The 26,154-nt window shown below is 64.6% G+C and carries 23 protein-coding genes; 15 read left to right on the top strand and 8 right to left on the bottom strand.

Annotated elements, in window-relative coordinates; translation table 11 throughout:
* Positions 1 to 233: 233 nt before the first annotated feature.
* On the top strand, positions 234 to 1,418 hold the full coding sequence (locus ACI1US_RS04290; protein ID WP_461638416.1) for a metal-dependent hydrolase family protein: 1,185 nt from the start codon (positions 234 to 236) through the stop codon (positions 1,416 to 1,418).
* Positions 1,419 to 1,476: 58 nt separating this feature from the next.
* Here ACI1US_RS04290 and ACI1US_RS04285 read toward each other — a convergent pair whose 3' ends face one another.
* The 5 genes from ACI1US_RS04285 to ACI1US_RS04265 all read right to left on the bottom strand — a co-directional run bounded on the left by ACI1US_RS04285 (position 1,477) and on the right by ACI1US_RS04265 (position 8,726).
* A complete protein-coding gene (locus ACI1US_RS04285; RefSeq protein ID WP_461638414.1) occupies positions 1,477 to 2,142 on the bottom strand; it encodes a GntR family transcriptional regulator in 666 nt (221 codons plus the stop codon).
* A 111-nt stretch (positions 2,143 to 2,253) separates the two neighbouring features.
* Positions 2,254 to 2,427, bottom strand: a complete 174-nt coding sequence (locus tag ACI1US_RS04280) for a hypothetical protein (RefSeq protein ID WP_461638412.1) — start codon at positions 2,425 to 2,427, stop codon at positions 2,254 to 2,256.
* Between the two features lie 45 nt (positions 2,428 to 2,472).
* Positions 2,473 to 3,504: a proline racemase family protein gene (locus tag ACI1US_RS04275; RefSeq protein ID WP_416549950.1), complete on the bottom strand. Its 1,032-nt coding sequence runs from the start codon at positions 3,502 to 3,504 to the stop codon at positions 2,473 to 2,475.
* Positions 3,505 to 3,568: 64 nt separating this feature from the next.
* On the bottom strand, positions 3,569 to 5,074 hold the full coding sequence (putP, locus tag ACI1US_RS04270; RefSeq protein WP_416549949.1) for a sodium/proline symporter PutP: 1,506 nt from the start codon (positions 5,072 to 5,074) through the stop codon (positions 3,569 to 3,571).
* 88 nt (positions 5,075 to 5,162) lie between these two features.
* Complete coding sequence (locus ACI1US_RS04265; protein WP_416549948.1) at positions 5,163 to 8,726, bottom strand: bifunctional proline dehydrogenase/L-glutamate gamma-semialdehyde dehydrogenase; 3,564 nt, start codon at positions 8,724 to 8,726, stop codon at positions 5,163 to 5,165.
* Between the two features lie 145 nt (positions 8,727 to 8,871).
* On the opposite strand from ACI1US_RS04265, the gene ACI1US_RS04260 reads away from it, so the two are divergent.
* Positions 8,872 to 9,807, top strand: coding sequence for a LysR family transcriptional regulator (locus tag ACI1US_RS04260; RefSeq protein ID WP_416549947.1), 936 nt, complete (start codon positions 8,872 to 8,874; stop codon positions 9,805 to 9,807).
* Positions 9,808 to 9,831: 24 nt separating this feature from the next.
* Positions 9,832 to 10,536 (top strand): endonuclease/exonuclease/phosphatase family protein, encoded by a 705-nt coding sequence (locus ACI1US_RS04255; protein ID WP_416549951.1) that lies wholly within the window; start codon positions 9,832 to 9,834, stop codon positions 10,534 to 10,536.
* A 71-nt stretch (positions 10,537 to 10,607) separates the two neighbouring features.
* On the opposite strand, the gene ACI1US_RS04250 is transcribed toward ACI1US_RS04255, so the two are convergent.
* Entirely contained in the window at positions 10,608 to 11,261 is a 654-nt protein-coding gene (locus ACI1US_RS04250; RefSeq protein WP_461638408.1) for a GntR family transcriptional regulator, read from the bottom strand.
* Between the two features lie 214 nt (positions 11,262 to 11,475).
* Here ACI1US_RS04250 and ACI1US_RS04245 point away from each other — a divergent pair, with 214 nt between their 5' ends.
* The 8 genes from ACI1US_RS04245 (at position 11,476) to ACI1US_RS04210 (ending at position 20,235) form a co-directional block, all read left to right on the top strand.
* On the top strand, positions 11,476 to 12,231 hold the full coding sequence (locus ACI1US_RS04245; protein ID WP_059059436.1) for a PIG-L deacetylase family protein: 756 nt from the start codon (positions 11,476 to 11,478) through the stop codon (positions 12,229 to 12,231).
* Positions 12,228 to 12,929: a 4-carboxy-4-hydroxy-2-oxoadipate aldolase/oxaloacetate decarboxylase gene (locus ACI1US_RS04240; RefSeq protein ID WP_461638406.1), complete on the top strand. Its 702-nt coding sequence runs from the start codon at positions 12,228 to 12,230 to the stop codon at positions 12,927 to 12,929. Before ACI1US_RS04245 ends, ACI1US_RS04240 begins: the two co-directional genes overlap by 4 nt.
* Positions 12,895 to 13,989 (top strand): PrpF domain-containing protein, encoded by a 1,095-nt coding sequence (locus tag ACI1US_RS04235; protein ID WP_461638466.1) that lies wholly within the window; start codon positions 12,895 to 12,897, stop codon positions 13,987 to 13,989. The genes ACI1US_RS04240 and ACI1US_RS04235 overlap by 35 nt, the downstream gene beginning before the upstream one ends.
* Positions 13,990 to 14,104: 115 nt before the next feature.
* Entirely contained in the window at positions 14,105 to 14,908 is an 804-nt protein-coding gene (locus tag ACI1US_RS04230; protein WP_461638405.1) for an NAD(P)-dependent oxidoreductase, read from the top strand.
* Complete coding sequence (locus tag ACI1US_RS04225; protein WP_461638403.1) at positions 14,905 to 16,020, top strand: ABC transporter ATP-binding protein; 1,116 nt, start codon at positions 14,905 to 14,907, stop codon at positions 16,018 to 16,020. Before ACI1US_RS04230 ends, ACI1US_RS04225 begins: the two co-directional genes overlap by 4 nt.
* On the top strand, positions 16,017 to 17,795 hold the full coding sequence (locus tag ACI1US_RS04220) for an ABC transporter permease (protein WP_461638401.1): 1,779 nt from the start codon (positions 16,017 to 16,019) through the stop codon (positions 17,793 to 17,795). Before ACI1US_RS04225 ends, ACI1US_RS04220 begins: the two co-directional genes overlap by 4 nt.
* 50 nt (positions 17,796 to 17,845) lie before the next feature.
* Complete coding sequence (locus ACI1US_RS04215) at positions 17,846 to 18,955, top strand: ABC transporter substrate-binding protein (RefSeq protein WP_461638399.1); 1,110 nt, start codon at positions 17,846 to 17,848, stop codon at positions 18,953 to 18,955.
* Between the two features lie 95 nt (positions 18,956 to 19,050).
* On the top strand, positions 19,051 to 20,235 hold the full coding sequence (locus tag ACI1US_RS04210; RefSeq protein WP_461638397.1) for an MFS transporter: 1,185 nt from the start codon (positions 19,051 to 19,053) through the stop codon (positions 20,233 to 20,235).
* Between the two features lie 337 nt (positions 20,236 to 20,572).
* On the opposite strand, the gene ACI1US_RS04205 is transcribed toward ACI1US_RS04210, so the two are convergent.
* Both ACI1US_RS04205 and ACI1US_RS04200 read right to left on the bottom strand, forming a co-directional pair.
* Positions 20,573 to 21,277, bottom strand: coding sequence for a phosphonatase-like hydrolase (locus ACI1US_RS04205; protein WP_461638395.1), 705 nt, complete (start codon positions 21,275 to 21,277; stop codon positions 20,573 to 20,575).
* Between the two features lie 9 nt (positions 21,278 to 21,286).
* The gene (locus ACI1US_RS04200) at positions 21,287 to 22,075 is read right to left on the bottom strand and encodes a GntR family transcriptional regulator (protein WP_461638393.1); all 789 of its coding nucleotides are present in this window, start codon (positions 22,073 to 22,075) and stop codon (positions 21,287 to 21,289) included.
* Positions 22,076 to 22,215: 140 nt separating this feature from the next.
* Here ACI1US_RS04200 and ACI1US_RS04195 point away from each other — a divergent pair, with 140 nt between their 5' ends.
* From ACI1US_RS04195 to phnE, 4 genes are read left to right on the top strand one after another with little or no spacing between them, the layout of a single operon-like run.
* Positions 22,216 to 23,325 (top strand): TIGR03364 family FAD-dependent oxidoreductase, encoded by a 1,110-nt coding sequence (locus ACI1US_RS04195; RefSeq protein WP_461638391.1) that lies wholly within the window; start codon positions 22,216 to 22,218, stop codon positions 23,323 to 23,325.
* Between the two features lie 48 nt (positions 23,326 to 23,373).
* Positions 23,374 to 24,294: a phosphate/phosphite/phosphonate ABC transporter substrate-binding protein gene (locus ACI1US_RS04190; RefSeq protein ID WP_461638389.1), complete on the top strand. Its 921-nt coding sequence runs from the start codon at positions 23,374 to 23,376 to the stop codon at positions 24,292 to 24,294.
* A gap of 5 nt (positions 24,295 to 24,299) precedes the next feature.
* Positions 24,300 to 25,088: a phosphonate ABC transporter ATP-binding protein gene (locus ACI1US_RS04185; protein WP_059059424.1), complete on the top strand. Its 789-nt coding sequence runs from the start codon at positions 24,300 to 24,302 to the stop codon at positions 25,086 to 25,088.
* 8 nt (positions 25,089 to 25,096) lie between these two features.
* Complete coding sequence (gene phnE, locus ACI1US_RS04180) at positions 25,097 to 25,972, top strand: phosphonate ABC transporter, permease protein PhnE (protein WP_235590598.1); 876 nt, start codon at positions 25,097 to 25,099, stop codon at positions 25,970 to 25,972.
* Positions 25,973 to 26,154 lie beyond the last annotated feature (182 nt).

The following is a 26,154-nucleotide window of genomic DNA, read 5'->3' as shown; positions in this document are numbered from 1 at the left end:
TGGTGTGTGACATTGCACAGGTTATCCAGGTTTGCGGGGGAATGCAAGATCGAGGCACCAAACACAGCAAGGGCGTCAGCTTCCCGACAGAGTTCGTCCCGGTGCGGCGCTCGTGTTGGTGCTGTGCGAAGGACAGGTATCCTGGGCCCGAAGCCACCGCAGCGACGTGTGCGCGGGTGCCACGGCCGATCGGCCTCCTGGCGCAGGCTAATCAGGTCAACAGGAGGAGTCACGTGAAATCACAATCGCTTTCCATTCTTGGAGCACAGGTATGGGACGGCACTGGCTTCGCGCCCCGCGACCTCCACATCGTTGACGGGCTCGTCACCGACGCGGCCGCGCCCGACGCTGAGACGCTCGACGGCAGCGGCGGCTGGCTGCTCCCCGGCTTCATCGACGCCCACTTCCACGCCTACGCAACCAGCATGGACGGGCTCGAGAACGAGCGCGGCCCGCTGAGCTACGCCGCGATCAACGGCACCCGCCGGCTCGAGAAGGCACTCCGCCGCGGCTTCACGACCGTGCGCGACGTCGCCGGCGGCGACATCGGGCTCGCCCACGCTGTCGACGCCTCGCTCTTCGACTCACCCCGGTACCTCTTCACCGGGCCCGCGCTCAGCCAGACCGGTGGGCACGGCGACCCGCGCTCCGAGCACGTCGACATCTGCTTCTCGCACGGCCACATGTGCGAGGTCGTCGACGGTGTGGAGGCGCTGCGTCTCGCAGTGCGCAACCGGCTGCGCACGGGCGCGCACGCGATCAAGATCATGACGAGCGGCGGGGTGTTCTCGCTCGCCGACCCGCTCCCGATCCCGCAGTACTCACCCGAGGAGGTGCGCGTCGTCACCGAGGAGGCAGGCCGCCGCGGCAGCTACGTCGCTGCGCACGCCTACTCCTCGGAGGCCGTCATGCACTCGATCGAGAACGGGGTGCGCTCGATCGAGCACGGCAACCTCATCGATGCGGCGACCGCGCAGGCGATGGCGGATCGCGGTGCGTTCCTCGTGCCGACGCTCGCCGCCTACGATGCGATGGATCGCCGCGGAGCGGAAATCGGACTGAACGCGATCTCGCTTGCGAAGAACTCCGAGGTGCTCTCGAAGGGGCAGGAAGCGGTGCAGATCGCGCTCGCCGCAGGCGTACAGGTCGGCTTCGGATCCGACCTCATGGGCGACCTCGAAGACGACCAGCTGCGGGGAGTGAAGCTGCAGGCAGATGCGAGCGGCGCAGCCGCGACGATCCACTCGCTGACACGCGTGAACGCGCAGCTCATCGGCGACGACCGAGCCGGCTCACTCACCGTGGGCAGCTACGGCGACGCGCTGCTGCTCTCGGAGAACCCGCTCGAACTGGCGGGCGCGCTCTCCGAGCCCGCCGCCCGGCTCGCGGTCGTGCAGGCCGGCCGCGTCATTCGCTAGCCGCGCGCCCCGGGCGCGCGAGTTGCAGCTTGTACCCCGCGCGCCTGGGCCGGCCGAGCTACCTGAGATCTGGTGAGCTCCACTCTTTCCAGCGCAGGTAGCGCAGGTGCGCGAGCATGAGCTGCTCGACCGCAGCGGCGTCGCCTGACAGGAGCGCGTCGAGAATATCGCGGTGCTCCTGCGCGGTGGCAATGAGCTCCCCACGCACCGCGAGCTCGTAGATTCCATACTGGCGGGTGTGGTCACGCAGCGTGCCGACAAAATCGGTGAGGCGAGGGTTGTCGAGGAGCCGGAGCAGCCCCAAGTGAAACTCGTGGTCGGCCGCGAAGAACTCGATGAGATCGCCGGCCTCCGCGGCCACAAAGAACTTGTCGACGATCGCCGAGAACTCCGCCTCGCGGGCGAGCACGAGCGGAGACCCCGCGAGCTTCACCATCGAAGGCACTTCGAGCATCGTGCGAAGGTCGGCGATGTTGTGGCGATCCTTCTCGCTGATCTCTAGCACCCGGAAGCCCTGCTTCCGCACGACCTCCATGATCCCCTCGTTAACGAGGGTGAGCATCGCCTCGCGCACGGGCCCATGCGAGACGCCGAACTGGCCCGCGATCGCCGAGGCCGAGTAGACCTGCCCGGGCTTGAGCGTGCCTGCCACGAGGAGCCTGCGGATCTCGGCGAGCGCCTCCTCACGGAGCGTAGTAGGCGGGATCCGCCGCATCTCGACCATGAGATCTCCTCTGTGCAGGGGGCTGCTGCCGCCGGGCGCGTGAGCCGGGCGCTGGAGAAATTCTATCGCGTGGGGCGGGGAGCGCCCGGAAATCTCTGGGTCGACGGGCAGCTAACGCTGCGCGTCGGCAAAGCGGCGGATCGCGTCTGCCGGGTCGACAAGCCACTCGCGGGCCTCCGCGTGATCTCGGTGATGCGCAATGAATGCCGCGACCACGTTCGGGTCGGAGCCGAGCTCGAGACCCTCCGCCGTGAAGATCCTCCCGTCTCGGGCCTCGATCGACACGCACGGTACGAGTCGCTCCTTCCGCCCCGCGCCCCGCGCCGCAGCCTAGCGGAGCGTGAACCCGGTGCCGAGTGTGTCTGCAGGGTTGAGCATGAAGCGGTGCTCGCCGGTCTGGTAGGCGGTGCCGGTGACGAACGGGATCACTGTCGCTGTGCCGTCGGCGCGTGCCGTGCTCGCCTCCCAGATCGCCGAGAACACGGTGTCGACGATGGATCGGTGCTCGAGCGTCTCGTTCGCCCCGAGCACTCCGGAGTCGGCGAGCAGCGCGACGCGGGCGCCGGTGCCGGAGCCGCAGGGGGAACGATCGACCTCGCCGTCGGCGAAGACGGTGATGTTGCGCTGGATCGGGCCGTGCTCATGTCGGCCGAGGTCGTCCCAGAGGATCGTGCCGTAGACGCCCGAGAGCCGCGGGTCGTCAGCGAACTGGGCCTCAGCGGAGTCGTTGAGCGCCCACTTGATCTCACGACCGAGCGCGATGAGGTCAGTGTATTGCGCGGGCTCAACCGTGAGACCGAGATCCGCCGCCCGCACCGACGCGTAGATCGCGCCGGAGTAGCTGAGATCCACTACGACATCGCCCCGCGACGTCGCGAGCGGAATATCGCGCGCGATGACGTGCGAATCAACGTTTCGGAAGGTCGCGCCCACGAGCTCACCGCCGCTGCGCTCAACGAGCGCGGCAACCCGGCCCGACGGCACATCGATGACAACCTCGGTGACGCCGTCGGGGTCGCTCTCGACGAGGCCCGTGTCGGTCGCCCACACGCCGAGCGCGATGGTGCCGTGCCCGCACGCGGTGGAGAAGCCGTCCTTGTGCCAGAACAGTACGCCGAAGGCCGCACCAGCGTCGTCGGGCGGAGTGATGAAGCCGCCGTACATGTCGGCGTGGCCGCGCGGCTCGTTGCAGAGCAGCTGCCGTAGCTCGTCGATGCCGCCCGCATTCGCGATCGCGGCGACCCGGCGCTCGCCGACGGTGCTGCCGGGAAGCTCGGGAAGACCCGCGTGGACGATTCTGAACGGCTCACCGGCCGTGTGATAGTCGGTGGTGTGGATCCAGGTCTGCGGTGCGTGCGTCATTGCTGCGTGTCTTTCGTATGTGGGAGGTGGAGCCGGGGCACCCGGACGGATGCCCCGGCGGGTGTTACTGAGAAGCGTGCTTTGAATCGGGGAGGACGATGCTCATCGTCGTCGTGAACTCGCCGTCGATCTCCTCGTTCTTCGTATAGGTGAAGCGGCTCACGATCATCGCCGTGACCAGGGCAAGCACGAAACCGGGGAGGAGCTCGTACAGTCCGGTGTCGAACGCCTTCCACACGAACACGGTGACCGCGCCCACGAGCATGCCCGAGAGCGCGCCCCAGTTCGTGAGTCCCCGCCAGTACAGGCTGAGCAACACGACGGGGCCGAAGGCTGCGCCGAAGCCGGCCCACGCAAAGCTCACGAGGCCAAGGATCGAGTCGTTCGGGCTGATCGCCAGGAGCGCCGCGACGACTGCGACCGCGAGCACGCCGAGGCGTCCGAGGATCACGAGGCTCTTCTCGCTCGGCGGTGTCTTCCGCATGATGCGGTAGAGATCCTCGACGAGTGCCGAAGAGCACACGATGAGCTGGCTCGAGAGCGTGCTCATGATCGCTGCGAGCACCGCGGCAAGCACGAGACCGGCAACGAGCGGGTGCAGCAAGACCTGTGACAGCAGCAGCACGATCGTCTCGGGGTCGCTCGGGGCGCCACCGAACTTGTCAAAGTAGGCGATTCCGACGAGGCCAGCCGAGACTGCGCCCAGCAGCGAGAGGAACTGCCACGACGTCGCGATGCGGCGGGCCGACTTCGCCTCGCCGGGGGTGCGCAGCGCCATGAAACGCACGATGATGTGCGGCTGGCCGAAGTAGCCGAGGCCCCAGGCGAGGCCCGAGATCACGACAAGTGCGACCGCGCCCGTCGTCAACTCGGGGCCGCCGAAGATCGAGAGGTTCGCGGCGCCGACGGTCTCGACAATCGACACCGTTTCGCCGAAGCCGCCGATCGTGATGATCGCAACGACGGGAACGACGATGAGCGCGATGACCATCATGAGGCCCTGCACGACGTCAGTGAGTGACGCGCCGAGGAAGCCGCCGAAGAGCGTGTAGCCGAGGGTAACTGCGGTGACGAGCAGCATGCCGACGAAGTAGTCGCCTCCGAATGCGCTCTCGAAGAACTTGCCGCCGGCGACCATGCCGGAGGAGGCGTACAGCGTGAAGAACACGAGAATGATGATGCTCGATACCGAGCGAAGCAGGTGCGACTTGTCTCGGGTGCGGTTCTCGAAGAAGCTCGGAACGGTAATCGAGTTCTTGGAAACCTCGGAGTAGGCGCGCAGCCGTGGGGCGACGAGCCGCCAGTTGAGGTAGGAGCCGAGGAGGAGGCCCACGGCGATCCAACCCTCGATGAGGCCGGTCGCGAAGATCGCGCCGGGAAGACCCATGATGAGCCAGCCGGACATGTCCGAGGCACCTGCGGAGAGTGCGGCGACCCACGGCGGTAGGCCGCGTCCGGCGAGCATGTAGCCCTCGTGGCTGCTGGTGCGGCGGAATGCGATCCAGCCGATGGCGAGCATTGCGGCGAAGTAGATGCCGAGTGCGAGGTAGAGGAAGAACTGATCAGTCATTGATGTTCGCCTTTCAAATGCGAGCCGTGTGGCTCAAATGCCGAGGGGCTGGGAACCGTGTGGCTCCCAGCCCCTCGCACTGCGGACCCTAGATCAGGCCCTCGGACAGCTTGTTCGGCGTGCCGAAGCGGTGGGCCGTGATGGACACCGCCTGCTCGTGCATGAACGGTAGCATCTCAACCCGGCCAGCCGAAACAACGTCGCCGCCGTACACGGCGATGTCGGGCTTGCCACCCGTCGCTGCCGTGATCGCGGCGAGACCGTCTGCGCGGCTCGCGCCCGCAACGAGGCGGATGCGTGCGCTGGCGTTCGGGCCGTCCTGCGCCGCGATCCGGCCGAGGCGAGCGGCCCAGGCCGCGTCATCCTCGAAGTGGATCTCGACGCCAGCAGCCTTGAACGCCTTGCTGATCGGCTCGGGAAGCGCGGCCGGGGTGCTCACCGACGGGCGGCTGCCCGCGGCGATGCCCGCTGCGACGACGCGAATCGCCTGGTGGATCGGCGCATCAGCCGCGACGCGCACCGTGACGGGCACGGGCTTGTAGCGGAGCAGGTTGCGCTCGACGCCGACGTCCGAGGCGTCGCGTGCGATCCCGAACTCGTCGTTCCACGCGGTCGCGTCGGTGCCGAGAGCTGCGCGCAGCCACTCGAGCTCAGCGCCCGACACACCGGCCTGCTGCGCAGCGGTGAGGATCGGGGCAGCCGCGGGGCGTGGAGCAGTGAGTGCAGCCGTGACCGGTGCGTCCTCCCAAGCGCCGAGACCGTAGAGGTAGCTCGGGCCGCCGGCCTTCGTGCCAGCGCCAATCGCCGACTTCTTCCAGCCACCGAACGACTGGCGACGCACGATCGCGCCGGTGATGCCGCGGTTGATGTAGAGGTTGCCGGCCTGGATGCGATCCAGCCAGAGCGCCATCTCGTCACGGTCGAGCGAGTGCAGGCCGCTGGTGAGGCCGTAGTCGATCTCGTTGACCATGTCGATTGCCTCGTCGAGGGTCTCAGCGGTCATGATGCCGAGGATCGGGCCGAAGTACTCCGTGAGGTGGTACTCGGAACCGCGCTTGACGCCCTCGCGAACGCCCGGGCTCCAGAGCTTGTTGTTGCCCTTCTTGTCGGCAGCCAGCGGGCTGTCGCTCTTCAGCGGCTTCGGCTCGATGAGCCACTTCTCGCCCGCGCTGAGCGTGGTGAGGCCGCGGAGCAGCTTGCCGTCGGGCGCCGTGATGATGGTGCCCATCTGGGTCTCGAGGTTTTCCGGGGTACCCACCTGCAGCGAGCGAGCCGCGTCGAGCAGCTGACCGCGGAAGCGCTTCGAGGTCGCAACCGAGCCGACGAGGATCACGAGCGATGCAGCCGAGCACTTCTGGCCGGCGTGGCCGAACGCCGACTGCACGACGTCCTTCGCAGCGAGGTCGAGGTCCGCGTTCGGGGTGACGATGATCGCGTTCTTGCCGCTGGTCTCGGCGAGGATCGGGAGATCCTGGCGCAGCTCGCGGAAGTTCACCGCGGTCTCGTACGCACCCGTGAGGATGAGGCGGTCGACGCGCGGGTCAGCGACGAGCTTCGAGCCGAGCGCGCGGTCAGCAAACTGCACGAACTGCAGGACGTCGCGGGGAACGCCCGCCTCCCACAGCGCCTCGATCATGACGGCACCGGAGCGCGCCGAGTTCGAAGCCGGCTTGATGATGACGGCCGAGCCCGCAGCGAGCGCGGAGAGCGCGCCACCGGCGGGGATCGCGACGGGGAAGTTCCACGGCGGAATCACCGCGGTGAGCTTCTGCTGCTTGTAGGTGGCACCGTCAACCTGGCCGATGACCTGCCCGAGCATCGCGTAGTAGTTCGCGAAGTCGATGGCCTCGGAGACCTCGGGGTCGCCCTGGTCGAGCGTCTTGCCGCACTCGGATCCCATGACCTCGAGGAGGGCGCCGCGGCGCTCCTCAAGCTTCTCGCCCGCGAGGTAGAGGATGCGTGCGCGCTCGTCTGCGCCGAGCGCCTGCCAGCCGTCAGCCGCGGCTACGCCGCGAGCGACGATCTCATCGAGCGCCTCAGCGGTCTCGACACGGGCCTCCGCGACGAGGTTGTCGCCGAGCTTCGAGCCGACCATGCGGTCAGCGATCTCGCGGCCCCAGACGTGGTTGCCCGGAAGATCCGGGTCGCTGTCGGGCGCGTTATCGAACTCGCCCTTGCGGCCCTTGGCAACGAGCGCCTCGACGCGCGCCTCGGCACCCGCTGCGTCGTAGACGCGGCGATCCTGCACGCGGTTCGACGGCGGCACCGAGTAGTTCGCGGGGTCGCCGTCTGCGGTGATCGCTGCGAGCTCGTCGAGCGATGCGAGGAAGCGATTCTTCTCGCGCTCGAAGAGCTCCTTGTTCTCGTGGACCTCGAACACGGCCGACATGAAGTTCTCCTGGCTCGCGCCCTCCTCGAGACGGCGGATGAGGTAGGAGATGGCGACGTCGAACTCGTCAGGGTGCACGACGGGAACGTAGAGCAGCAGCGAGCCAACGTCGCGGCGTACTGCCTCAGCCTGGCCGGTAGCCATGCCGAGGAGCATCTCGACCTCGAGGCCCGACTCTGCGCCGCGGCCCTTGGCGAGCAGCCATGCGAGTGCGAGGTCGAAGAGGTTGTGGCCCGCGACGCCGATGCGCACGTTCTTCACGCGCTCGGGGGTGAGCGAGTAGTCGAGGACAGCCTTGTAGCTCGTGTCCGAATCCTGCTTGGTGCCCCAGGTCGCTGCCGGCCAGCCGTGCACGGCCGCGTCGACGAGCTCCATCGGGAGGTTCGCGCCCTTGACGAGACGCACCTTGATCGAGGCACCGCCGCGAGCAACGCGCTTCGCCGACCACTCCTGGAGGCGCATCATGGCGCCGAGAGCGTCGGGGAGGTATGCCTGGAGCACGATGCCGGCCTCGAGGTTCAAGAACTCGGGGCGGTCGAGGATCCGCATGAAGACCTCAAGCGTGAGGTCGAGATCCTTGTACTCCTCCATGTCGAGGTTGATGAACTTCTGCGGCGACGCTGCTGCTGCGCGCTCGAACAGCGGGATGAGCTGGCTCTCGATGTGCTCGATCGCCTCGTCGAATGCCCAGTGGTTGTGCGGTGCGACGGTCGAGGAGACCTTGATCGACACGTAGTCGACGTCCGGGCGTGCGAGCAGCTTGTGCGTGCCCGCGAGGCGACGCTCTGCCTCGCCCTGGCCGAGGATGGCCTCGCCGAGGAGGTTCATGTTCAGGCGAACGCCCTCGGTCTGGATCTTCGAGATCGCCGGGCCGAGCTTCGAGTCGGTCGCGTCGATGATGAGGTGGCTCACCATCTGGCGGAGCACCTTGCGTGCGATCGGCACGACAACGCCGGGCATGGGCTTGGCGAACGCGCCGCCCATGCCGATGGCGCCGCGCATCACGCCGGGGAGGAACCCGGGGGTCAGGGGCACGAGCTCCTTGAGCTTCTTCGCTGCGACGCTGAGGTCCTCGGGGCGCACGACGCCGTCGACGAATCCGACCGTGAAGTCGAGGCCGTTGGGGTCGCGCAGGACGCCAGCAAGGCGTGCTGCTGAGGCGTCAGTCGGGATACTGGCGGCTTCATTGATCCACTTGCGTGCGAGCGCGATGGACTCTTCTGCGAGGTCCTGGGGGCGTGGGGTTGCCTGAGACAACGGCATTCCTTTCGTACATGGGTGCGGGCGCGCGCGGATGCGGCGGCCCTTTGCCCGATGAGCTAAGTGTGAGCGTTCGCAAGCTTGAAGTAAAGCGATGCTTTCTGAGCGATAATGTGAAGTAAAGCTAAACGATTGATCGGGGGCTGGAATGCTCGAAATGAAACGGCTGCGACTGCTCTGGGAGCTGTCAGCCCGGGGCACCGTCGTGCAGGTCGCTGAGGCGCTAAATTACAGCCCCTCTGCGGTGTCGCAGCAGCTCGCGCTGCTCGAAAAAGAGGTCGGGACGCCGCTGCTCAGGCGCGTCGGTCGCACCCTCGAGCTCACCGCTGCTGCGGAGGCGCTCGTCGCCGAAACCGAGGAGCTGTTGGCCGGGCTCGAGCGAGCAGAAACCGCGGCTCACCGGGTGCGTGGAGAGGTCGCCGGGCGTGTCCGAGTGGCGGTGTTTCAGACCGCCGTGCTCGCCTTCATGCCGCAGGCGCTGCGCCGACTCCGCACCGAGTACCCAAACCTTCGCGTTGAGATGGTGCAGCACGAACCCGAAACGGCGCTGCATGAGACCCGCGTGCGCGGCTTCGACCTCGTCGTCGCCGAGCAGTATCCGGGCCACGCGACCGCACAGTTCGAGGGCCTCGATCACGCCCCGCTCACCTACGATTCCATTCAGCTCGCGCTGCCCCGGGTCGGAGCGGGCGACGCCGAGTTCGATCTCGTCGAGAGCCTGGCAGATGCCGCTGGGCTGCCGTGGGTGATGGAGCCTCGCGGCGCCGCCTCGCGGCACTGGGCCGAGCAGGCCTGCCGCAGCGCCGGCTTCGAGCCAGATGTGCGCTACGAAACTGCCGACCTGCAGGCCCACGTTCGGCTTATTGAGTCTGGCAACGCGGTCGCGCTGCTGCCGGGGCTCGTGCGTGCGGAGTCGCGGCTGCGCATGGTGGATCTGCCTGGGGATCCGCAGCGCTCCATCTTCACCGCGGCGAGAATCTCGAACGCCGAGGCACCAGCTGTGCTGGCTGTACGAGAAACCCTTGCAATTGAGGCGGCTTCCCTGGCAAAAACAGCAGAAAACACAGTCACGGTTGAACCATAGGAATTGCGACGTATGCTTGGCCGGGTGAGGACGATTAGTTACAACCTGCGAAAGAACCGAGCTATCGGTGAGCTTGCCGACCTCGTCGACACTCACGGAGCCGAGCTGCTCTGTCTCCAGGAAGCCGAGACGGTCAATCTGCCGTCGCGCATCGGCTCCCTGTCCCTCGTGCACGCGACCGAGAAGAACCGCCTCGGGCTCGCCATGTACGTCGACTCCGAGCGTTTCGCGGTGCGCAGCGCGCACGCGTTCCAGCTCAAGAAGTCGCTGCACGACCGGCTCCTGTCGCCCGCGCACGAGCGGCTGCTCGGCGCGCGCATCCACGACCGCGCGACCGGCTCAGACTTCATTGCGGCCTCATTTCATGCTGCCCCGCTCACCGCGCTGAACTCGCTGCGGCGCATCCAGATCCGCACCGCGATCGACGAGCTCAGTGGCATCGGCCCCGGGCTACCGACGATTATGGTCGGTGACTTCAACTACCCGGTGTTCCAGAATCGCCTGACGGCGACCATGCTCGAGTCGGGCTACAACACCAACTACTCCGACAAGCGCACGTACAACCGGTACTTCCTGTTCCGCGGGCACTACGACTTCGTCACCTCGACAGGCTTCGAGATCGACCGCGTACAGACACTCGGCCGCGGCTCCTCGGACCACCTGCCGATCCTCGTGACAGCGGCCCGCCACGGCGCGCTGCTGCGCGACCAGCTGCCGCTGGCGGCGTAGCGCTCTGCAGGATGCCCCTCACCTAGCAAGGGGGTGAGGCACCCCCGCGCAGGCTCGCAGCTTGCTGGGCTTCAGCTTTCGCGCATCGCTGCGATGACTCCCTTGAGATGGGAGATGGTCGCCTGCTCAGCGGCATCGGCATCTTCGGCAAGCAGTGCATCGATGATCTCGAGGTGCTCGGGGCCCGAACGGGCTGCGCGCCCGGGTCTGAAGCTCAACCGGAATTGGTGGCGAGCCCCCTGTGCCTGCAGGCGTTCGAGGATCTGGGTGGAAGTGTGGTGAGCGCTAAGCTCGCGGATGTAGTGGTCGAGCCGCTGGTGGAGCACGGAATACTCGGCGAGGTCACCTGATTCGAGCGCATCGACGATTGCGGTGCGCAGCTCCGTTAGGTAGTCGCGAGCTGCTGGGGTCATCTGCTCCGCTGCCTTTCGTGCGCAGAGTGACTCAAGCGCGGCGCGAGCCTCGACGATTTCGATAGCCTCGTCGAGCGAGATGGCGCGAACTCGTGCCCCGCGGTTGGGAAGGTGTTCGACCAGGCCCTCGGAAGTCAGTTTCAGCAGTGCGTTTCGGACGACAGCTCTGGAGACCCCGAATTGTTCGCACAGATCTACTTCGACGAGGCGCTGGTGGGGTACAAATTCGCCCTCAAGAATGGAAGAGCGAATCGCGGTGATGGCATCGTCGAGTGTACTTAGTCGCTTCTGTGCGGTTTCAGAGGTCGTCACGTGCATTCCTCACTGTCCGGGGTCTTCCGGCTATAGGTGCGGCGTTTTGTTCGAGCCTATCGCTCACAAGGCGCCGAGGGATATCCTTCTCTCAAAATTGTAAACAATTTCTTGACCAATTTTGTGTTGTGTGTTTGAGTTGTCACGAAAGCACCCCCGCTGTGGCTGCGGTAAACGTCTGCAAACCCGGCGTGAGTTCGAGGAGGAACAACACTTGTCACACACATCAGCGTCTCTGCTTGTGATCAGCGCCCACGCTGGCGATTTCGTATGGCGCGCCGGTGGCGCGATTGCTGCCGCGGCGCTCCGCGGCGAGAGGGTCACCGTTGTCTGCCTCTCCTATGGTGAGCGCGGTGAGTCTGCCAGCCAGTGGCTGGCGGGTAAGGACCTCGAAGAGATCAAGGCAATGCGCCGTTCCGAAGCCGAGGCGGCAGCCGCTGCATTGGGCGCAGACATTGAGTTTATGGACATGGGGGATTACCCTCTGCTTGAATCACAAGAAGCGATCTCCAAGCTCGTAGACGTGTTCCGGCGTACTCAGCCGACTGTGGTGCTCACGCACGCGCTTGCTGATCCATATAACGAAGACCACCCCGCTGCTGCGCGGATGGCGCTCCGTGCTCGCGTGCTTGCGCAGGCGATCGGTGTGCAGAATTCCGACGGATCGTTCCCGTCGCAAGACGAGATTATTGGCGCGCCTCCCGTGTTCTTCTTTGAGCCCCACCAATCCGAGCAGTGCGACTTCAAGCCGAACTTGCTGCTCGACATTACTGAGGCTTTTGAGCGCAAGCAGCGTGCAATGGAGTGCATGCCCGCTCAGAAGCACATGTGGAGCTACTACACCGACCTCGCGGTCCGTCGCGGTGTGCAGGTCAGGCGGAACGCTGGACCGAACCTTGGACTCCCTCATGAGACAAAGGGTGAGGCCTACGTGCGTTTCCTTCCGCAGGTAACGGGGGAGCTGTCGTGAGCCATCTAATCGTTACGGATATAGCTCGGGCCGACTCTGCCTCGATCGCGGAGCTCGAAGCGCTCGGGGTGGCCACGGTGCACGAAGCGATGGGCCGCACGGGACTGGTTGGAACTGGGGTCGTGCCGGTGCAGGCCGGCGCAAGGATTGCGGGGAGCGCGGTTACGGTGCTCTGCTGGCCCGGAGATAACCTCATGATCCACGCGGCAGTCGACCAGTGCGAACCGGGAGACGTGCTCGTAGTGACCACCGTCTCGCCTTCGCTTGATGGGTCCTTTGGTGAACTGTTCGCAACAGCATTGCAGCGTCGCGGAGTGCGGGGCATCGTCACGTCGGGCGGGGTTCGGGACGTTGCCGAGCTTCGTGAAATGAACTTCCACGCATGGGCAGGTGCCCAAAACGCTCAGGGAACCGTCAAGGCGACCGGGGGTAGCGTGAACGTCCCGATCGTCCTGGGTGGCGCGCAGGTCCAGCCGGGCGACGTCGTCGTCGCAGACGATGATGGTGTTGTCTGTGTGCCGCGCGAGCGGATCGCTGAGGTGCTCGAGAATTCGCGGGCTCGGATTGCCAAAGAAGAGATCGCGCGCGCACGCTACCAGGAGGGTGTGTTGAGCCTTGACCATAACGGGTTGCGGCCTCTACTCGCTGAGCTTGGCGTTTCGTATGTTCGGCAGCAGGAGAGCGCAATTGGCGACTGATGTAAGTGACGCGGGCATTCCCTGTCTTTGGATGCGAGGTGGTACCTCAAAGGGAGCGTTCTTCCTCGCGTCTGACATGCCGCAGGGGGCGCAGGAGCGCGACGATCTCGCGCGGCGTATCCTTGGCAGCCCGGATCCCCAGCAAATCGATGGCATTGGTGGAGGGCACCCACTCACAAGCAAAATTGCCATTGTTGGGCCAGGGCGTAAAGCTGGAGTGGACCTCGAGTACGAGTTCTTGCAGGTGGCCGTCGAGACTGGGGATGTCACCCGCGCACAGACGTGCGGCAACCTACTTGCTGGCGTCGTTCCGTTTGCCATTGAACGTGGCCTGTTGCAAGCCGGGGCAGAACGCACCACCGCGACGGTTCACCTCGTGAACACTGGAGATCAAGCGTCGGTGAGTTTTGCCTCTCCGGGCGGTGTCCTCGATTACTCCGGTGATTGCGCGTTGCCCGGAGTACCTGGCGCGGGCAACCCGATCGAGATTGAGGTCAGTAGCGGGGGCGGAGCGCTGCTTCCGAGCGGAAGCGAGATCGATGACATAGATGGGGTTCCAGTGACATTGGTCAATAACGGGATGCCAGTCGTCGTGGTTCGTGCGAGTGAAGTCGGGATAATCGGTAACGAGAGTCCAGAGGCGCTTGAGGCGAACCGGGCGTTTCTCGGGCGAGTAGAAGAGCTCAGGATCGCTGCCGGTGAACTCTTCGGGATGGGCGACGTATCTCAGCTCTCGGTACCAAAGATGATGCTCATCTCGGCCCCCCAGGCGGAGGGGGACATCACAGTACGGGCGCTCATTCCCCACCGCGTGCACCGCTCTGTGGGGGTGCTTATGGCGGCTGGCGTGGCAGCGGCAACACGGATACCGGGAACTGTTGCCAGTGAGTGGGGCGGCGAAGGAGAGGCCGTGGTTCTTGAGCATCCAGCTGGGGCTTTCACATCACGGGTGCGAATCCGAGAGGACGCCGTGCGAGGGTGGCTGGGGAGCTCGATCGCCACACGCACCACACGAAAGCTCTTTGAGGGGCGCGTGTTTCCCAGGCCGACTGGTAGCTAACCTCACACAAAATGCAAGCGTGACAATTGTGTTATCTAAATTGTTAACGAAATGCTTGCCGATATTGAAACCATCAACTAGCGTCGATGCACATCACGCTTTTCAGGAGTCAAAGATGACAATCGTTGCAGTTCTCGGTCTAGGAGAAGCTGGGGCACTCTACGCCCGCGGCTTCCGCGACGCGGGGTATGAAGTGGCCGGGTACGACCCGTTCACGACGCTTGGTGACCGTGACATTCGCCAGGAGGCAGATCTCGCGACGACTCTCGGCGGCGCCGAGCTTGTGATCAGCCTCGTTGGAGCTCGCGCGGCAGCTGCGGTAGCCAACGATGCGTTTCCGATGCTGGCCGCAGGAACGGTGTATGCCGACCTCAACACAGGTAGCCCCGCGTTGAAAGCTCAGCTTGAAGAAGGGGCATCTTCGGCAAACGTGTTGTTCGCTGATGTCGCTGTGCTGGCACCAGTTCCTCGTGCAGGGGTGCGTACGCCGCTCATGGCGAGCGGTAAGGGCGCTGAGCGATTCCGCGAACTCGTGATGCCGGCGGGCACGCCCGTCGAAGCTATCGGCGGAGCCGCCGGGGACGCGGCAGCCCGGAAACTGCTTCGGAGCGTGTTCATGAAGGGTCTTGCTGCCGTCGTTATTGAGAGCGTCGGGGCAGCGGAGCGTGCTGGTGCAGACACGTGGTTGCGTGAGCAGATCGTGTCGGAGCTGTCGGGCGATGCGAACGTGCTCATCCAGAGGCTGATCGACGGCTCACGTTTGCATGCAGAGCGGAGGGCGCACGAGGTCGAAGATGCACAGGCTTATCTCGACGAACTCGGTCAACCCACTTGGATGAGTGCCGCTACCATCCAGTGGTTCGCACAACTGCTCCACGAGGCAGACTCAGCGCACAGCAGCGAAGGAGCTCACGCATGACTATCAAGATCGAAAACCTCACCCTCAGCTACGGCGATTCTGTAGCAGTCCGCAACCTAAGTCTTGAAATCGAGCAGGGTGAGGCGTTAGTTCTGCTCGGACAGTCCGGCTGTGGCAAAACCAGCACGATGCGGTGCATCGCAGGTCTGGAGACGCCAGATGAAGGACGAATCTCAGTCGATGGCGAGGTGCTCTTCGACTCTGAACGGGGTATCAACAAGTCTTCGCACAAGCGCAACATCGGAATGGTGTTCCAGTCGTACGCGATCTGGCCGCACATGAGTGTGTTTGAGAACGTTGCGTTCCCGCTTCGCATGAAGAGGGTTTCTAAGGCAGAAATTGTCCGTCGTGTTGACGAAGCAATCACCGTGGTAGGTCTCGACGGTTTCGCTGATCGAGGCGCGAGTATGCTCTCGGGCGGACAGATGCAGCGGGTTGCACTGGCGAGGTCGATCGTGATGGAGCCATCAGTGATGCTGCTTGATGAGCCTCTCTCAAACCTAGATGCCCGCCTCCGTCATCGGCTTCGTACCGATCTCCGCGAACTGCAACACCGACTCGGCCTTACTGCCGTGTACGTGACTCACGATCAGGAAGAGGCTCTCGCGCTCGCGGATCACATTGCGATGATGCAGTTTGGTCGAATCGTACAGATTGGTCGGCCGGACGAAATCTATGGACGCCCCTTGAGTGCCTCCATTGCGGACTTCCTTGGTGTGTCAAACATCATTCCTGTTCGTGCGATCGGCCCTGAAAGCGTCGGTTTTGCAGGTAGCGATCTCGCAATCAAGGTCGGCCCCTATGAGGCCAGCGCCGGGGAGCTTCGCGCTTGCATCCGCGCTGAAGACGTCCTGATCGGAGACGATGCCCCTGCGGCGGCTCCAAACACCCTTGAAGGGGAGATCGTAGCCCGCGAGTTTCTAGGGGCAACTGCGACGTTCCGCGTGCGTCTTGCTCCGGGGGTCGAACTCGACGTGCTCGGCACGAAGCAGCAGGCGAACCGCACCCGTGAGGGAGAACGCGTGCGAGTCCACCTCCCCGTGGCAGCCGTACAGGTGCTTCCCACCGAGGTGCCGGAGCTCGCGAACACGGATCGGGAGACGGCACGATGAGCGGCCAGGCAACGCCGTCGGATGCGACCGGCGTGATCATCACTCGCAGGGGTTCCCGCCGTCGCCCAGCCTCATCGGCCCAGGCGCAACCGCGCAAAATTGCGGGAGTCATCGCGCTGTACGGGGTGCTCGGCATTCTTATTCTGCTTCCAGTCGCACTGGTCGTGCTCTCGGCTTTCACGACGGAGACGCCGCGACCCGGAAACATTTCACTCTCAAATTTCACGCTGTCGAACTTTGCAACGGTATTCGGACCTGGCGCAATGCGCGCCGCGGGCAACTCGTTGATTGTTGGAATCGGCGGCTCCGTGGTGGCGTTGCTTTGCGGCGGCTTCCTCGCCTTTGTGACGGCGCGTACCAACGCTCCCGCTCGACGCTTCTTGTACTTCGCGGGACTAGTGCCGATGTTCCTACCCAGCTTCGTTGGAGCGTTGGCCTGGGGCCTGCTGGGCGGACCCAACGCGGGACTCCTCAACATTCTCGCCCGCGATCTCGGCTTCGCGCCCTTTATGAACATCTACACATTGCCCGGCCTCATCATGCTGCTCGGCATCTACTACGCACCGTACGCATTCCTGCTCATCCATGCTTCCTTTAGCCTCATGAACCCCGACCTCGAAGAATCCGCGCGCGTTCACGGTGCAACGCCCGGTCAAGTGCTTCGTCGCGTTACGTTTCCGCTCGCGACTCCGGCTATCCTCGGATCGGCGATTCTGATCTTCACACTCACAGTGGAGAACTTTCCTGTGGCACAGATGATCGGCTCCGCCGGTGGGCTCGATACCCTCCCGACCTACATCTTCCGGCTCATGAACTCGGCGCCCTCGCGTGGCAATGAAGCAGCCGCGGTAGCTATCGCTCTCGTCTTGGTCGTGCTCATCGTCACCGCGATCCAGCGTCGAGTTGTGTCAAAGCGCACCTTCACTACCGTCTCAGGTAAGGGCCTGAAGCCTGCGAAAGTGGATCTGGGATGGTTCCGGATACCCTCACTGGTACTCGGCATCATCTACTTCGTGATCACTGCTGTGCTGCCCATCGGGGCGCTTCTATTTGTTGCTATGCATGACTCGCCATATGTGGGCAGTGTCATCGGCTCCATTCAATCCGGCGCACTGAACCTCGACGCATTCGTCGAGGTGCTCAAGAACCCGACTGCGCACAAGGCGACTATGAACTCGCTTGTGGTGTCGATCTCGGCGGCGCTCATCGGAACCGTGCTCGCTTTCATCGTGTCTTATGTCGTCAACCGAAGTCGCATTCCTGGTCGCGCAGGCCTCGGCTACATCAGCATGATCCCTCTTGCCGTGCCCGCCATTGTTCTCGGCCTGGGGCTGCTCTGGACTTGGCTGCTCATTCCGCTCCCGGTGTACGGAACCCTGGTCGTCATGGTGATTGCGTTCACTGCTGCTCAGATGCCCCAGGGCTTCCAAGGTGCGAGCTCAGGCATTCTGCAGATCCACCAAGATCTCGAAGATAGTGCGGTGATGCACGGAGCCAATCGGATCCGCGCAATCTGGCGGATCACTGTTCCGCTACTGCGGGTGCCTCTCACCTCGACGTTCCTACTGCTACTTATGCTGTCGATGCGTGAATTGACAGTGCCGCTTTTTCTATTCACGACCGATACACGGCTGCTCTCGATTCTGATCTTCGACAACTACGAGAACGGAATTCTCCAAGCAAGCGCCGCCACGAGCGTGCTGTATTGCGTTCTGATCTTCTTGCTCGCATGGCTCGCGAGACGTTTCGGCGAAGATCGGCAGCGAAAAGTATGACTCCACCAACAACTCTCCAATCTCAGACCACATTTCAGAGAGGAAATGCAATGAAAGCACGAATGATGAGAGGCTTGGCTGTTGCCACAGCCGTCGGCCTGATGCTCGTAGGGTGCTCGAACGGAGGTAACGACACTGCACCCGCCGATCCTGCATCTGGAGGAGATCTCGTGATCGATGGGGAACTCGTCGCAACCGCGGAAATGTATGAAGCCGCAAAGCAAGAAGGGACCCTTGTGTTCTACACCGGGGCAAGTGAAGTTTCAGAGAAGGAAGTTACCGACGCGTTCACTGCACTCACCGATATCCCGGTTGAAATCGTCCGACTCGCGCCCAACAAGCTTCAGGAACGTATTCTCAGTGAGAACGCGGCAGGAAAGTTAGGTGCCGACCTCGTTCGAATCTCGGGTGAAGACCTCATCGTGGCACTCGCAGAAGACGAAGTGTTTCAGCCGACTGAGCTGACGGATGATGTCTCGGGTTCCCTCATCGACGGTGCAGTTTTCGATGACGGTTTGTACTACAACAGTTTCGACCGGGTATACAGCTTTGGCTACAACAACCAGGTAATCCTAGATGCTGATGCGCCAAAGAACTGGGCTGACCTGACGGAAGCGGCTTACAGCGGCAAGGTTGGTCTTGTGCAGGTCGGCGCGGGCGGAAGCACAGCGGCCCTCACTCGCTTCCAGTTTGACGAGCTTGGTGAGCAGTGGATGAAGGATCTCGCAGCAAACGATCCTCGAGTGTTCGACTCATCGGCTAACCTCACGGATGCGTTGGCTCGTGGCGAGATCGGCGTAGGTATGGTGCCAATTGGGACCGCTTACTCGGCAATCCTCGCCGGTGCTCCCATCACCATTGCAATGCCTGAGGAGGGTGCAGCGGCTTACCCGTTCTATCTCGGCCAGACCAAGTCCACTTCGCGATCAAACGCGGCGACTGTCTTCGTGAACTGGCTGCTGTCAGCAAACGGTCAGTCGCTTGCAGCATCGATTGGGGACTACCCAGTCAATGAGCTCGCACCGAGCCCGACTATTGGTGATGTAGAGCTCCCCGCGCTCGATTCGGACTTCTTGTACCGGTCAACTCTTGAGGAATCGCTTGAGAACCTCGAGGCAGATGCGAAACTCTGGATGCAGATCTTCGACTACACAGGCTAACGCGGAGCGAATACAGATGCGATACCCGGGCCGTGGGTGGAAACCGAAAATCGGTTTCCACCCACGGCCCGTATTCGTGGTGAAAGGGGAAGCGCGTGAATCTGGCGTCTCGTCCAGCTCGAAAGTCCGCACACGGCCTCCTACTCGTGCACGCGACGCTGGTGCAAATAGTGAGTTACGGCCTCCGCGCTGCGATCGCGTATGAGCTACTCGCGCTCGGCAAAGACGGCGTGTGGCTTGGGTACTCGGCTGCCGCGTTCGCGTTACCGCCACTTTTGCTTGCGCTACCTTCCGGCAGACTTGTCCACCGATTTGGTGAACGGGTGTCGATGCTCATCGGGGCGGTTGCGTTTCTACTGTCGGTGATCGCGGTGTTGGGATTCGGCACGAACCCGGTGGGTCTCATCGTGGCTTCTGCGTTCCTAGGCTGCGGAGTGCTGTTCTCTGTCATCGGTGAGCAGAGCTGGGTGATGAGCGTCGTACCAGGCCGTCGACTCGACTTCGCATTCGGAATTTACACTCTTGCGACTTCGACAGGGCAAATGCTCGGCCCGCTCATGCTCCTCATCCGCTCGCCGGCTGTCGCAGAGACCGCGGGGGACTCCTCGCCGGAGATGCTGGCGATTGCTCTGCTGTGCCTGCTGGTATCAGTGGTGATTCTGGTTCTCTCAGCCTGTATCCCCGCGAGTGGCGCTGGGAATAGCTCTCGATCGACCGGGGGAGTGCTGTTACTCTTGCGCAGCCCAGGGGTGCCTGCCGCGCTCTTTGCGAGTTCAATCGTGCTCACCTCGCTTGACATAGCGATTGTGTATCTGCCGTTGCTCGCTGAGGGGCTCGGTATCTCTGCTGGATGGGTGAGCGCGATGCTGGTTGCTCGCGGTGCCGCAACCATGGTGTCCCGTCTGACGCTTTCTCCGATGACGAGACGTTTTGGGCGTAGATTCGTGCTCGTTGCTGGTGGTGCGCTTGCCGGAACCGCGCTGTTGAGTCTGATATTCCCCCTTCCTGCAACTGCGATCTTGGCAGTTTGTGTCCTTTACGGATTGGCCGCTGGTACGGTGCAGCCACTGACGATGTCCTGGATGACGCTCATTACTTCCGTCGATGAGCGGAGTATGGCAGCGTCGCTCCGTTTGCTCGGAAACCGTATCGGGCAAACCGGAATTCCGCTGATTGCAGCGGGGATCTCATCAGCAGGAGGGGCGGCTTCCGTGTTTGGTTTCGTCGGCGCAGGCTTGCTCGTGGGCGCTGTCTTATCTCGAGCCGCCCCCAACGACTGAGTAAGCGGTCGGTGGCTTCCTCCATCTCCGCTCAGAAGTCATGCCCTCAGCGAGATAAGGGCGTATTGGCGGGGGAAACGCCCTTACCTCGCTGAGGACATGACCTCTCTGCGGGATGTCGCGGGGGCTGGGCGGGCGGCGCCGGTGTGAGGGGCCCCGCGCCCCACCCGCCGTCTCCTGGTCAATCTGCGCCAGCGCCCTCGCCCAAATCGGGCCTGCGGTGGCGCGAATTGACCAGAAGAGGCGCGCGAGAAGAGCTCAGGGGAAGAGTCTTCTCGCGCGCCAAGGGGGATGGGCCAGCACCGCGGGGCGGGGAGCCCGCGCCGCACCGCGCGGGCTAGAGACCGAGGTAGCCGGGGATCGCGGCGACCGAGTCGAGGATCGCCGTCGGCTGCTCGCCCGCGAAACCCTCACGCTCGAGCTTGCCGCTGAGCACGCCGATCGAGATTGCGGCACCCGAGTTCACCCCCGAACGCACGTCGACGGCGGTGTCGCCGGCCACGAGCACGTCGGCCACATTAGTGACGCCGGTCGCCTCCATGGCTCGGTGGATCATGAACGGTGCCGGGCGGCCCGCAGCCACGTCGTCGCCGCAGGAGAGCGCGTCAACGCGCACGCCGCCCGAGCCAGTCGGAGCATCGGCGTCAGCCGACACCGTCCAGCCGAGCCCCGCGAGGATGCTCTCGGCGACGTCGCGGGAGAAGCCGGTCGTCAGCGCCACCTTGATGCCCGCGGCCTGCAGCTGGCCGATCGCCTCGGGCACGCCCTCGACCGCGGTCGGCGGCTCTGCGGTGTAGTACTCGTCGAGGAGCACGCGGAAGCGGTCAAAGGTGGCCGCAACCTTTTCAGGAGTCGCGACGCCGCCACCGAGCTCGATGAGTGCGGTGATTGCCTCGCGCTTCTCAACGCCCATCCAGGTCTGGAGGTTCTCGGGAGTGACGGCAACGCCGGTCTCGGTGACGGCGTTCTCGAGCGCGCGGTAGACAGATCCGCCGTCGTTCACGGTGGTGCCAGCCATATCGAATGCGGCGAGAGAGATCATGTTTGGTCCTTACTGAGGGTTCGGCTCATTCGCGGATTCGCGAATGAGGTGGGTGCGATGCGCGGCGGTGTTCTCGAGCGCGAAGGTCGTCATGGAGGGCAGATAGCGGTCGTCGGCGCATTCGATGACGGAGCCGTCTTCGGCCGTTGAGGTGCGGCGCGCGCGCAGCAGGGGGGATCCGGGGGAGACTCGCAGCCATTCAGCGTCGAGCGGGTGCGCGGCAACAGCGTCGATGACGTGGCGGGCGCGGGTCGGTATGTGGCCGTGGAGTGCGAGCGTCTGGTAGATGCTGCCCTCGTCGAAGGTCGCGGTGAGCATGTGCACGCCGATGGCGTAGGCGAAGCTCGTGCGCTCAAATAGGGCGGGCTCGCCGTCGAGCGTGCGCAACCGCACGACCTCGACAATCGTGTCGTCTGGAGTCACCCTGAGCTCTCGGGCGACGTGCTCGGTTGCGGGGCGCTTGGCGACCTCGACGACCTGCTGGCCCGGCACGAAACCCGCGCTTTTCGCCCACTCCGTGAAGGAGAGGAACGTGCCGAACGACTGGGAGGGGACGGCTCGTTGGACGCGGGGCGGGGCGCCCCGCCCTCCCGTGATGACGCCCTCGGCGCGGAGCGCGGCGAGTGCCTGTCGCACGGGGCCGCGGGAGGTGCCGAACTCGGCGATGAGCGATTTCTCGCTCGGCACGCGATCCCCGGTCTCCCACGCGCCCGACTGGATACGCTTCGCCATCTCTTCGTAGAGCTGCATGTGCAGGGGCTGGTTCGCGGTCATGTTCGTCAGCGTACAAGTTGTCATTACATCTTTGGAGGCCGCCGGGTGCCCGCAGGGTGAACGTTTGGTGAGCAGTTTTCACCACTTGGTTTCCGAGGTGAACTCTCCGCGAACAGCGACGGAAAAAGTTGTCATGACTTCTTTCTGGGCCGCATGCTCGAACTATGACAACGCACATCGCAATCGTCGGCGCCGGCATCGTGGGCCTCTCCCACGCAGTCGCAGCGCTCGACGCGGGGTACAAGGTAACGGTCGTCGAACAAGACGCCGCTGCCGTGCTCTCTAGCATCCGCAACTTCGGCCACGTCTGCACGTCGGTGCAGGCGGGGGAGCTCGGCGAACTCGCCCGCGAGGCGAACCCGATCTGGCGCTCGCTCGCAGAGCGCGCCGGGGTTGAGGCTCGCGTCTCCGGTACCCTCGCAGTTGCGCGGACCGAGGCCGAGGAGGGCGTGCTCGAGGAGCTCGCGGCCCTCCGCGCGCCAGCGGGAAGCGAGATGCTCGACAGCAGTGCCGCGGCCGCAAAGCTCGGTATCACGGGAAGCACGGGGATCCGCTCGGGGCTGCTGCTCGCGGGCGACATCACCGCGAACCCGCGCACGGCGGTCGCGAGGATCGCAGCCTGGGTGGACGCCCACGAGCACGGCGAGGTGCGCTTCAACACTTCGGTGCGGGGCATCAGCGAGGAACCGAGGCTCGCGCTCGAGACGAACCGCGGTGACATCGCGGCGGATCACATCGTCATCGCCACCGGCCACCTCACGGGCCGGCTCTTCCCCGAGCTTGCGAGCGACGTGCGCGAGTGCGTGCTGCAGATGGCGCGAGTGAAGGCACCGCACGTGATGGGGCTCGGCCCTGCTGTACTCACGGGCACGTCGATGTTGCGCTACGGCGCTTTCGACGGGCCGGCGCAGCAAGTGCTCCGCGCCGAAATGCAGGCCACCCGCCCGGAGCTACTTGAGATCGACGCGAACGTCATGTTCACGCAGCAGCCAGACGGCACACTGCTCGTCGGCGACTCACACCGCAGCTTCGACTCCGCTCCGCCGTTCCTCGACGAGCGCTGGAGCGAGCTGCTGCTCGGCGAGGTCGCCTCGCTGCTCGGCACCGAGCGACTCCAGGTAATCGAACGCTGGCAGGGGATCTACGCGACCAGCGCAGATCGCGACCTGCTGCGCGAGACCCCCATGCCGGGCGTCTCGGTCGTGAGCCTCACGACCGGCGTCGGCATGACGATCGGCCCGGCGCTCGGTGCCCGCACCATCGCCGCGCTCTAACCCACACACTTACCGACTTTCACTACCCCCACACACCCTAGGAGAATCGTGAAGAAGACCACCACCCTCGCCGCTTCCGCGGCAATCCTGCTCGGCCTCGGCCTCGCAGGCTGTTCACCCGCAGGCGACTCGGCCGCCCCCGAGGGTGACGCCGCGAGCGTCACCTGCCCGGACGGCAAGATTCGCTTCGGCATCCTCCCCTACGAGGATCCGGATCGTCTCGAGCCCGCTTACCAGACCCTCGCGAAGGCGCTCTCGGAGAAGCTCGATTGCGAGGTCGAGGTGTCGATCACCGAAGACTACGCAGCAGAGGTTCTCGCAATGGAGAACGACCAGCTCGAAATCGCACAGTTCGGCCCGCTCGGCTTCGTCTTCGCGAACGAGCGCGCCGACGCAGACGCCATGGTGTCGTTCGGCGACGCAGAGGGAAAGCCGACCACCTACACCGGCGGAATCTGGGTTCCCAACGACTCGAGCGTGCAGAAGATCGAGGATCTCAAGGGTAAGACCCTTGCACTCGGCAGCCCGGGCTCGACCTCGGGTGACGCGATCCCGAGCTCGGCGCTCGCCGACGCCGGCATCACCGACGACGTGACCGCAGACTACGCAGGCGGCCACCCCGAGGCGCTGCTCGCACTCGTCAACGGCACCGTCGACGCCGCGCAGATCAACTCGCAGACCCTCGCAACCGCGACCGCCGAGGGCACCTTCGACCAGTCGAAGTTCCGCCAGATCTGGGAGTCTGACCCGATCCCGAACGACCCGATCACGGTTCGCGGCAACATGCCGCAGGAGTTCAAGGACGCCGTGAAGGACGCTCTGCTCAGCCTCGACAAGAAGGATGTCGAGACCGTCAGCGGCTTCCTCGGGGTCGACCCGGCCGGGCCCCTGATCCCGGTCACGAACGACACCTACAAGCCCCTCTTCGACCTCGCAGAGACCATGGGCCTCACCGAGAAGGACGTCTAAACCTCATGACGATCACCGCGACCAGCACGAGCGCCCCCGAGACCGAGCGCGTCGAGCCAGAAGTACTCCTCGACGTCCGCGCGATATCCAAGAGCTTCGGCGGCCGAGTCGTTCTCAATGACATGAGCATGCGTGTCCACGCAGGCGAGGTTGTTGCGTTCCTCGGAGCGAACGGCTCGGGTAAATCGACGACGCTGCGCGCGGTGAACGGCCTCATTGAGGCGGACTCCGGAGACATTGAGATCACCGGGGTTCGCCTCAACGAGGCGAGCTCGGCACGCAAGGCGGAGGCCCGCCGGGCGGCCGCCACCGTGTTCCAAAAGATCCACCTCGTGCCCCGCCGGACCGCGCTGCAGAACGTGTGCGCCGGCGGCTTCTCCCGGCTTCCGGCCTGGCGCTCGATCCCGCCCCTGTTCGGCGACGAGCTCAAGGAAGAAGCCATGGCCTGCCTCGAGCGCGTGGGCCTCGCAGACCGCGCCCATGACAAGGCCGGCAGCCTCTCGGGCGGCCAGCAGCAGCGCGTCGCCATCGCACGCGCGCTGTGTCAGCGCCCCCGCATGATCCTCGCCGACGAGCCCGTCTCGGCGCTCGACCCGCGCGCAGCCGACGACGTGATGCGGCTGCTGCGACAGCTCGCCGTCGAAGAAGGGCTGGGGGTCGCAGCCGTGCTGCACCAGCCCCAGCTCGCCCGGCTCTACGCAGACCGCGTCATCGGCCTCCGCGACGGTCACCTCGTCTTTGACTGCCCGACGGCAGAGCTCGACGACACCGAACTCGCGGCCCTCTACCTCTAGGACGACCAGTGACCCCCACCTCAGCGCCCGCGCGCACCCCCGAACACGCAGCCGACCCGGTGGACGACTTCGCGCCCGCACCGGCCCGGCTCCCCGTGCCGAGCGACCCGAAGACGATCACGCGGATCGGCTCGTGGAGCACGATCATCGTCGTCCTCGTGCTGCTGCACCTGCTTGCCTTCCAGGCCACCGACTTCCGCCCCGACGCGCTCGTGACCGGTGCCAAGGGCATGATGAACTTCATCTCCGAGGCATTCCCGCCCGACCTCAGCTCTGACGTGCTCGCCCGCGGCCTCGAGGGCGCGCTCACGACGCTCTGGGTCGGCCTGCTCGGCACGACGGTGTCGGTTCCGACGGCGCTGCTGCTCGCCGTGTTCGCGGCACGCACGACGACGCCGAACGCGTTCGTGTACCAGATCGCCCGCGGCATCCTGTCGTTCTTCCGCGCGGTGCCCGACATCGTGTTCGCGCTCATCTTCGTCACCGCGGTCGGCCTTGGTCCGTTCGCGGGTGTGCTCGCCCTCATCTGCCACAACACCGGCGTCATGGGCAAGCTCTGGGCCGAGGCGATGGAAGACATCGACCCGGGCCCCGAGCAGGCGCTCCGCACCGCCGGTGCCTCGCGCTGGCAGGTTGTCGCGAACGCGACGATCCCGAACGTACTGCCGCAGCTCACCGGCCTCCTGCTCTACCGCTTCGACGTGAACGTTCGCTCGTCGCTCGTGCTCGGCCTCGTTGGTGCCGGCGGCATCGGCCTGCTCATCAACAAGGCAATCAAGACGTTCCAGTTCGACGAGATGCTCACGTACCTCATCATTATTCTGCTCGTCATCGTCGCGGTGGATCTCGCCTCGGGTTGGATCCGCAAGCGGCTGCAGAAGTAGCTCGCACACGCAACAGGGCCGCGGCGCTGCTAGCTTTCGCTGAGCTGACCGCGGCCCTGTCGTGTTGGCAGTTATTGTCGCTTCGGACCCGCCGAAGCGACAATAACTGCCAACTCCGGAGCGGGGCGAGCGGGGCGAGCGGGGCGAGCGGGGCGAGCGGGGCGGGGCCCGCCGGCTACTCG

The sequence above is a fragment of the Leucobacter sp. BZR 635 genome (assembly GCF_048061935.2).
Taxonomy (GTDB): domain Bacteria; phylum Actinomycetota; class Actinomycetes; order Actinomycetales; family Microbacteriaceae; genus Leucobacter.
The sequence above is the reverse complement of the archived record's forward strand: the minus strand, read 5'-3'. Positions and strand labels throughout refer to the sequence as shown.

Bases quoted from the DNA above. Each gene is read 5' to 3' on its own strand.
- ACI1US_RS04235 (WP_461638466.1), top strand. From the start codon at position 12,895: ATGTTCGGCAGCAGGAGAGCGCAATTGGCGACTGATGTAAGTGACGCG.
- ACI1US_RS04260 (WP_416549947.1), top strand. From the start codon at position 8,872: ATGCTCGAAATGAAACGGCTGCGACTGCTCTGGGAGCTGTCAGCCCGG.
- ACI1US_RS04265 (WP_416549948.1), bottom strand. From the start codon at position 8,726: ATGCCGTTGTCTCAGGCAACCCCACGCCCCCAGGACCTCGCAGAAGAG.
- ACI1US_RS04275 (WP_416549950.1), bottom strand. From the start codon at position 3,504: ATGACGCACGCACCGCAGACCTGGATCCACACCACCGACTATCACACG.
- ACI1US_RS04220 (WP_461638401.1), top strand. From the start codon at position 16,017: ATGAGCGGCCAGGCAACGCCGTCGGATGCGACCGGCGTGATCATCACT.
- ACI1US_RS04205 (WP_461638395.1), bottom strand. From the start codon at position 21,277: ATGATCTCTCTCGCCGCATTCGATATGGCTGGCACCACCGTGAACGAC.
- ACI1US_RS04230 (WP_461638405.1), top strand. From the start codon at position 14,105: ATGACAATCGTTGCAGTTCTCGGTCTAGGAGAAGCTGGGGCACTCTAC.
- ACI1US_RS04185 (WP_059059424.1), top strand. From the start codon at position 24,300: ATGACGATCACCGCGACCAGCACGAGCGCCCCCGAGACCGAGCGCGTC.
- ACI1US_RS04225 (WP_461638403.1), top strand. From the start codon at position 14,905: ATGACTATCAAGATCGAAAACCTCACCCTCAGCTACGGCGATTCTGTA.
- putP (WP_416549949.1), bottom strand. From the start codon at position 5,074: ATGACTGATCAGTTCTTCCTCTACCTCGCACTCGGCATCTACTTCGCC.
- ACI1US_RS04285 (WP_461638414.1), bottom strand. From the start codon at position 2,142: ATGGTCGAGATGCGGCGGATCCCGCCTACTACGCTCCGTGAGGAGGCG.
- ACI1US_RS04215 (WP_461638399.1), top strand. From the start codon at position 17,846: ATGAAAGCACGAATGATGAGAGGCTTGGCTGTTGCCACAGCCGTCGGC.
- ACI1US_RS04200 (WP_461638393.1), bottom strand. From the start codon at position 22,075: ATGACAACTTGTACGCTGACGAACATGACCGCGAACCAGCCCCTGCAC.
- ACI1US_RS04195 (WP_461638391.1), top strand. From the start codon at position 22,216: ATGACAACGCACATCGCAATCGTCGGCGCCGGCATCGTGGGCCTCTCC.